Below are 7562 nucleotides of genomic sequence, written 5' to 3'. Positions count from 1 at the left end.
TTTGCGGGAGACGACGCGGAGTAATGCTCCCGATTCGAGCATCGGACTTCAAATCATGTCAAAAGTCTTTTTCTGCTTGCCAGGGTGCGCGGTTTGCCCCACGAATTGACGTACAACCCTTGTTAATTCAGGGCTTTCTGTTACCTGGCACGCGGGAATAAGGGAGAAAGTGTGATTCGCAAACTTGACCCTTTCTTAACGAAAATTGACCTAGAAACTGTTGACTTTGATTGGCAGTTTTGCTGCAGTATGAAAAACAAATCTATTGGAGGAAATTCCACCATGAAAACCAAGAAACTGACACCCCGTAACTCTGCTCCCGTCCAACGGGAAAATGCCGCTACCGTCTCTCGTGATGGCAATGCGATCGCCCCGCTATTATTCCTTATTTTACCTTTTACTCCTTTTGCGGGAGACGACGCGGAGTAATGCTCCCGATTCGAGCATCGAACTTCAAATCATGTCAAAAGTCTTTTTCTGCTTGCCAGGGTGCGCGGTTTGCCCCAACGAATTGACGTACAACCCTTGTTAATTCAGGGCTTTCTGTTAGGAATAAGGGAGAAAGTGTGATTCGCAAACTTGACTCTTTCTTAACAAAAATTGACCTAAAAACTGTTGACTTTGATTGGTAGTGTTGCTACACTATGAAAACAAATCTATTGGAGGAAATTCCACCATGAAAACCAAGAAACTGACACCCCGTAACTCTGCTCCCGTCCAACGGGAAAATGCCGCTACCGTCTCTCGTGATTATGGCAATGCGATCGCCCCTTCGGGGAGTGGAAAGCTAGAGAGCTATTGGGTTCCTTTTGCGGGAGACGACGCAGAGTAATCCCCCTGATCATAGCACGAACTTCAAATCATGTCAAAAGTCTTTTTCTGCTTGCCAGGGTGCGCGGTTTGCCCCAACGAATTGACGTACAACCCTTGTTAATTCTGGGCTTTCTGTTACCTGGCAGGAGAAGCAGGGGAGAGGTTGGGTTTTTCCCCACTTGCCTTTTTCCTTCGCTCAAGAGTGCTAGAAGACTTGGCCGAGGAGAGATGAACCCCTGCCAACAGCTTACTACCCCAGTGGCAACGGGTTGGGGTTGTCTTCTCCTTCGGTTTGTACCTCTGACAGAAGCCTTTATACTTTCTGGCACAGTCTTCTAAGCTGTCACCAAGTTTTAAGAAAGCAGGATGCCATTGAGTTAAGCCGTCATCAGTTAAGCGTTCATAACTGCCGTAATTACTGAAATCATAGAAGAACCCAGAACGCATTTTGGCTGCTTTTGGATTCCCGTGGATGTAGCGCAAGGTATTTAAAGCCCTGTCTGTATCAGAAGGCGGAAAGCCATCGCAGAAATAGCGCTTTTCCCAAAAGTGTCCTGTTCTTCCGAGCATCCGATTAAAACACATCGCGGTGTACCAATTAAGAAAGTGCATAATTTTCGGTAAATCTTGCGGTTGAGCAGGTTCAATCAGATAATGAACATGGTTAGACATAATACATAAAGCATAGAGCTTAAACTTGTATTTGCTCAAAGCCTTGTTGATGGCATAAAGAAACACCTCCCGACACTCTCGCTTTGATAGTTTAAACTCACGATTATTACAGCGTGTGGTGACGTGGTAGGAATAACCAGCTTGTAAATTTCGAGATTTTCTTGACATAATTTTTTCCTTTAACATCTTGAAATCATGATAGTTGCCGAGATTCAAAAAAACTCTCTCAAAGAGCAAAGAATACAATTTATCCGTAATCATCAACAAGCTTTTGATGTTGAGCCGAGTTATCCTCTGCGGCTGTTTGAAGATTTTGTTATGGAAGTTGAAGGCAATTGTGATATTGAAGCCTCCTGTAAGATAGAATTAGATAAACTCATTGCCTCACGGTTTATGCTCTTTTTTAAAGATCAGTCCCAAGAATGGCAAAAATGTCTAGCTCAATCTTTAGCTTTTTTTCGTCAAGTTGAAAACCGAGTTGGTGTTCAATTAGATTATTCCTTATTACAGAAATTTTTAGGACATAACTTTGACTTTAGCAAACTAGAAGTTCTCAGTGCTGGACTTGATTTAAGAACTAATTTAGCTGATTCTAGTTTAAAAATACACATTAGAATTAAAGATTATCCTGAAAAACTACAAACTGCTTTCGTTTTAAGTGATGGTGCTGCTGACAGTGATTATTTAAGTGAATTTGTTGAGTTAATTGGTTTTGATTTTTACTTTAATGGTAAAAGTGAAATCGAAATTTATGCCGAACTTCAAGAAGATGATTTTTTCAGACCAGAAACCATCAATTTAGTCTGGCGACATTTTCCTGATTCAGTCTTAAAACCTCTCCAAGGATCAAGTTTGTTTTTCACGGGTTTATCAAAAGCAAATAATAACCCAGTGCTTTACTATCATCTCAACAATCGTCAAGATTTAACCAATTATTTTAAGATTAATGATACAGCCCAAAGAGTTCACAGTTTTTATCAACATCAAGATATTTTACCTAATATGTGGGTAGGTACTACTCAAAAAGAATTAGAAAAAACGAGAATTGAGAATATTCGGCTTTATTATTACAAATCCTTTAAGATGGAGTAAATTTTATGTTGATGATAGAAGTAAATGAATTAAAACAACTCTATGACATTGATGATGATCAATGGCTGGAACAAACTATTAACTTACTTAAAAATCATCAATTCCAACAGCTAGATTTAGATAATTTAATTGAGGAGTTAGAGGATTTGGGTAGAGAGAAGAAAAATGCTGTCGCTAGTCTGTTAGATCAAATTATTCGTCATTTGCTGTTACTGCAATATTGGACAACTGAAGCCGAATATAATGCTGTTCACTGGCAAGAAGAAATCTATAATTTTCGTACTCAACTCAGACGAACAATCACGACTAATCTCCGCAAGTATTTAGAAGATGAATTAACCTCTATCTATCAAGATGCGCTAGGTTTTGTTAAAATTAAAACAACTAATTTAGTAACTTTTCCTACTGAATGCCCCTACTCCCAAGAACAATTACTTGATCGTTCTTGGTTGCCCAATCAAACCTATTAACTGACAATCAATCTAAAACAAGAACTAAAAATATTGACTTTAAAAATAAAGTATAATGATTACCACCGAACCTATTATCTTAAACCTGAAAACCACCAATTTAAGTGACGAACAGTTTTATCAACTGTGCTGTGCTAATGACGATTGGCGACTCGAACAAACTGCCGAAGGAGAATTAATCATTATGCCTCCCATCGGAGCCATTAGTGGCAATCGAGAATCAGAATTAAATGCTGATTTAGTGATTTGGAATCGGCAAACTCAACTCGGTAAAGTTTTTAGTTCTTCTACTATCTTTACCTTGCCCAATGGCGCGAAACGTTCTCCTGATGTTGCTTGGATTGCCAATGAACGCTGGCACGCTTTACCCATAGAAGAACAAGAAAAATTTGCCAGAATTTGCCCAGATTTTGTGATAGAATTGCGATCGCGTACCGACCCCTTAAAATATCTACAAGAAAAAATGCAAGAATATCGAGAAAATGGTGTAAAATTAGGGTGGCTAATTGATCCTGCCAACCAAAGGTTAGAAATCTATCGCCCCAATCAATCTGTAGAAATTATTGAATTACCAGCAACATTATCAGGAGAAGAAATTTTACCTGGATTCACCTTAAAATTACCAATGTATTGACAAGTAGGAAATACTAATATGATAGCCACTGTAGCAAAATCTCCTCAAGCAATTCCACTATTAGAAAATGGCGACAACCTCACTCGTTGTGAATTTGAGCGTAGATATAATGCTATGCCAAATCTGAAAAAAGCCGAACTCATTGAAGGAATTGTTCATCTGATGGCTTCTCCCTTAAGAATTATTAATCATGGCAACCCTCACGCTCGTATTATCACTTGGTTAGGTAACTATTGGTCAAGTACGCCAGGAATTGAATTAGGCGACAATTGTACCGTGCGCCTTGATGCTGATAATGAACCTCAACCCGATGCACTGCTGAGAATTAAAAATGGTGGACAATCAACTATTAGTGCGGATGGCTATGTCGAAGGTGCGCCAGAATTAATCGTGGAAATTGCTGCTAGTACCGTCTCCCTTGACTTGCATCAAAAGCTTAAGGTTTATCGCTGCCATCAAGTGCAAGAATATTTAGTCTGGCGAGTATTGGATGAAGAATTTGATTGGTTTGTCTTAAATGACGAAAAATATGTTACACTTGAACCTAATGCAGAAGGAATATTATGTTCTCAAATATTTCCTGGATTATGGTTAGGTAGAGATGCTTTATTAGCGGGTAATTTAGCCAGGGTTTTAGAAGTTGTACAATTGGGAATAGCTACAATCCAACATAAATCTTTTGTCAAAAAAATATCAGAATAAGAATTATGATTCCAGGATTGCAAGCATTACACAAACTAACCCAGGGTTCCCCAGAGATTACTGTTGCCATTCTTGATGGTGTCGTAGATACTCAACATCCCTGTTTTCAGGGAGCAAAATTAACTCGACTGCCCACCTTAGTATTACATGGTGCAACCAGTGGGCAGATGTCCACCCATGGGACTCATATTGCTAGTTTAATTTTTGGACAGCCTAATACAGAAATCGAAGGAATTGCCCCTCAGTGTCACGGTTTACTCGTGCCAGTTTTTTCCGATGACCGACGGCGACTATCTCAACTAGATTTAGCCCGTGCGATTGAACAAGCCGCCGAAAATGGAGCGCACATTATTAGTATTAGTGGGGGGGCCCTCACCGATATGGGAGAAGCAGAAGACTGGCTAGAGCGTGCCATTGAAATGTGTAGCCAGAGAAATATTCTTGTCGTTGCCGCTGCCGGAAATGATGGTTGCGAGTGCCTCCATGTTCCAGCCGCCCTTCCTGCTGTCCTAGCAGTGGGTGCTGTTGATGCTAGAGGGCATCCCCTCGACTTTAGTAATTGGGGGGATGCTTACCAAAATCAAGGCATCCTTGCCCCTGGAGAAAACATCTTAGGGGCAAAACCGGGCGGCGGGACAATACAAATGAGTGGCACTAGCTTCGCTGCGCCCATCGTAGCAGGAGTAGCGGCTTTATTACTCAGTTTGCAAGTGCAGCGGGGAGAAACACCTAATCCCCACGCAGTCAGGGAAGCATTACTAAAAAGCGCCGTTCCCTGTCCCTTGACAAACAGTGAAAACGAACCAAAATGTTTAGCCGGCCTGTTGAACATTTCGGGGGCAATTAAACACCTAACCGGAGGAACCATGTCCGAAACCATAGAAACCCAAGCAACAGTAGAAGCTTCCGGCTGCGGCTGCGGTGGTACACCTGAAACCACCGAGTTTCAACGCCAAAATCTCGAACTGAGTGCCGCAACCAGCGCACCGGCAATCCCCGTTGTTGCCGCGCAAATTCCCAACCCTGTAACAACCTCTCAAGGAGTATCCATGCCTGAAACTACCACTAAATCTGTCACCCCTAGTCAAGCTGCTGAACCCGCTGGTGGAATCGTCTATGCCATTGGCACTTTGGGCTATGATTTCGGTACAGAAGCCCGTCGGGACACATTTAAACAACTGATGCCCACCGCCGTAATTGGAGGGATTGAAGTTCCCTCTAATCCCTACGATGCCCGCCAGATGGTGGATTATTTAGCCGATAACCTCTCAGAAGCCAAATCCTTAATCTGGACCCTGAACCTGGAACTTACCCCCATTTACGCCATTGAACCCCTCGGCTCTTTTTCCCGCGAAGTTTATTCGGCTTTACAGGAACTGCTTTCGGGACAAGTGCAAGCGGAAGACAGCCCCGAATATATCCAGCGTGTCAGTATTCCGGGACGGATTACTGGGCGCACAGTACGCCTGTTCTCAGGACAAGTTGTTCCCGTCATTGAACCGGATAGCCCCCGGGGAATTTATGGTTGGCACGTTAATACTTTAGTCCGTGCGGCAATAGAAGCTGTTGGTGCAGAACAAACAGAAGCCCAAGAAAGCCAAATGCGCCGCACTTTGAGTAGTTTCCTCAACCGCATCTACTACGATTTACGCAATTTAGGGCAAACTTCCCAAGACCGCGCCCTCAATTTTGCCGCGACCAATGCTTTCCAAGCAGCGCAAACTTTTTCTGAGGCTGTGGGTGCTGGGATGGAGTTAGATAGTATTAACGTTTCTAAGAGTCCTTTCTGTCGGCTGGATAGCGATTGTTGGGATGTACAGTTAAAATTCTTCGACCCAGAAAATAGCCGCCGCGCTCGTAAAGTATTCCGTTTTACTATAGATGTGAGTGATTTAATTCCTGTTACTTTGGGTGAAGTTCGTTCCTGGTCTTCCCCTTATTAGTCCTCTCCCCTGCGCTGACTTCTGACTTCAAGTACGGGCGAAGCATTCGGATAGGAAATCTAAGGTTTCAGCGATAGGTTATGCCCGAATGCTTCGCCCCTACCCCCATTATTTACCCCAAAACAACCATGAGACTTCCCAAACAGTCTGCTCCCGTCAAACGTCCCCATTTTATTCATCCCCACGAATGTGTTGATATTATTCACGGTGATGGCGAAGACTTGGTATCTATCTTAGTTAAGTTAGTTCATGGCGCTAACTACAACGATCCGGCTCAGTTTCAATACCCTCACTATGGCTATCTAAAAATGTCCTCTTTTGGCGGTTTTCGTTATTAGTCTCGACTTCTAAAACCTAACAAAAAACACTGAAGGAAATCAAACAATGGCTAACTCTAAAAGTTCTAAGCAATCAGAAACCAATCCGAATGTTGAGCAACCAGAAACAAAAAAATCCAACATTCAACCACAGGAAACAACTCAACCTAAAGCTAAATATATTCCTGCAACTGGGTTAGAAGATTACGGACGCTGGAAATTGATGTTCCAAGACCGCAAGGCGAATCCCAATGATCCGCCGTTTCGTCGGGGTCGAATTTGGTGTTAAACTTTGTCCATTTTTCCTGCAAACAAATTGTTTAAAGTTGACAATAGTTAACAGAAAACTCTTGACAAGGATCGTGTAAATCTTTTAGTGTTATCGACAACCACCTTTGGAGTAACTTATCATGAAAACCCCAAAACTGACCCCTCGCATTACCGCCCCGGTTCAACGAGACAACATCGCTACTGTTCCTAGTGATGGTAATGTGATTACCCCTGCTACCTTCTGTGATTTAGCCACCAAGCAATGTTATCCCTTTGCGGGTGACGACGCAGTGTAATTTGTTCTTCCTGGCATTAGTCATTAGGTAGGCAGTATTTTTTTACATGAATTGTTCGTGCTTGCCGACCTCCCAAAATTACTAATCTTCAGGTTCTATCCCTAATGCCCTTAACTGTTCCGCTAGGCGCTCGGCTCGTTGTCGTTCCCGCTCGGCTCGTTGTCGTTCCTGTTCAGTAGATTCCTGGGAAGTTAACAACAAGTTACCTTCCCCATCCCACCAGCGAAGCCAGGGAAAGAACTGATTTTGGTATTCCCCTTGCCAAATTCCTAACTCTACCTTTAAAGGAACAATGGGATAATGACCGCGCTGATTAGGAGTCATTTTTTGGTAACGGCCATTAACTAACTGGT

At 42.5% G+C, this 7562-nt stretch carries 11 protein-coding genes and 1 pseudogene; 10 read left to right on the top strand and 2 right to left on the bottom strand.

The window, feature by feature from the left end; translation table 11 throughout:
* The first annotated feature begins 282 nt into the window (after positions 1-282).
* Positions 283-429 carry an anacyclamide/piricyclamide family prenylated cyclic peptide gene (locus O9323_RS10375; protein WP_288125061.1) on the top strand — a complete coding sequence of 49 codons (147 nt, stop codon included), beginning with the start codon at positions 283-285 and terminating at the stop codon, positions 427-429.
* A 247-nt stretch (positions 430-676) separates the two neighbouring features.
* On the top strand, positions 677-832 hold the full coding sequence (locus tag O9323_RS10370; protein WP_288125060.1) for an anacyclamide/piricyclamide family prenylated cyclic peptide: 156 nt from the start codon (positions 677-679) through the stop codon (positions 830-832).
* 116 nt (positions 833-948) lie between these two features.
* On the opposite strand, the gene O9323_RS10365 is transcribed toward O9323_RS10370, so the two are convergent.
* Positions 949-1653, bottom strand: coding sequence for a transposase (locus tag O9323_RS10365; protein ID WP_288125059.1), 705 nt, complete (start codon positions 1651-1653; stop codon positions 949-951).
* 27 nt (positions 1654-1680) lie between these two features.
* Between O9323_RS10365 and O9323_RS10360 the strand changes: the two genes are divergently transcribed.
* The 8 genes from O9323_RS10360 (at position 1681) to O9323_RS10325 (ending at position 7209) form a co-directional block, all read left to right on the top strand.
* Positions 1681-2577, top strand: coding sequence for a DUF5838 family protein (locus O9323_RS10360; RefSeq protein ID WP_287675937.1), 897 nt, complete (start codon positions 1681-1683; stop codon positions 2575-2577).
* Positions 2578-2588: 11 nt separating this feature from the next.
* Positions 2589-3047, top strand: coding sequence for a DUF29 domain-containing protein (locus O9323_RS10355; protein WP_288125058.1), 459 nt, complete (start codon positions 2589-2591; stop codon positions 3045-3047).
* A gap of 55 nt (positions 3048-3102) precedes the next feature.
* A complete protein-coding gene (locus O9323_RS10350; RefSeq protein ID WP_024969545.1) occupies positions 3103-3681 on the top strand; it encodes a Uma2 family endonuclease in 579 nt (192 codons plus the stop codon).
* 18 nt (positions 3682-3699) lie between these two features.
* Positions 3700-4383, top strand: coding sequence for a Uma2 family endonuclease (locus O9323_RS10345; protein WP_288125057.1), 684 nt, complete (start codon positions 3700-3702; stop codon positions 4381-4383).
* Positions 4384-4388: 5 nt separating this feature from the next.
* Positions 4389-6326, top strand: a complete 1938-nt coding sequence (locus tag O9323_RS10340) for a S8 family peptidase (protein ID WP_288125056.1) — start codon at positions 4389-4391, stop codon at positions 6324-6326.
* A gap of 80 nt (positions 6327-6406) precedes the next feature.
* Complete coding sequence (locus O9323_RS10335; RefSeq protein WP_024969138.1) at positions 6407-6664, top strand: cyanobactin biosynthesis system PatB/AcyB/McaB family protein; 258 nt, start codon at positions 6407-6409, stop codon at positions 6662-6664.
* 46 nt (positions 6665-6710) lie between these two features.
* Entirely contained in the window at positions 6711-6932 is a 222-nt protein-coding gene (locus tag O9323_RS10330) for a cyanobactin biosynthesis PatC/TenC/TruC family protein (protein WP_024969137.1), read from the top strand.
* Positions 6933-7053: 121 nt separating this feature from the next.
* Positions 7054-7209, top strand: coding sequence for an anacyclamide/piricyclamide family prenylated cyclic peptide (locus tag O9323_RS10325; RefSeq protein ID WP_071995609.1), 156 nt, complete (start codon positions 7054-7056; stop codon positions 7207-7209).
* Between the two features lie 81 nt (positions 7210-7290).
* On the opposite strand, the pseudogene O9323_RS10320 reads toward O9323_RS10325, so the two are convergent.
* Positions 7291-7562 (bottom strand): annotated as a pseudogene (locus O9323_RS10320) (Uma2 family endonuclease); the annotation flags it as partial.

Source organism: Microcystis sp. LE19-131.1A (genome assembly GCF_027532015.1).
GTDB lineage: Bacteria > Cyanobacteriota > Cyanobacteriia > Cyanobacteriales > Microcystaceae > Microcystis > Microcystis ichthyoblabe_A.
Note: the sequence above shows the minus strand (reverse complement) of the source record. Positions and strands in the feature narration are given on the sequence as shown.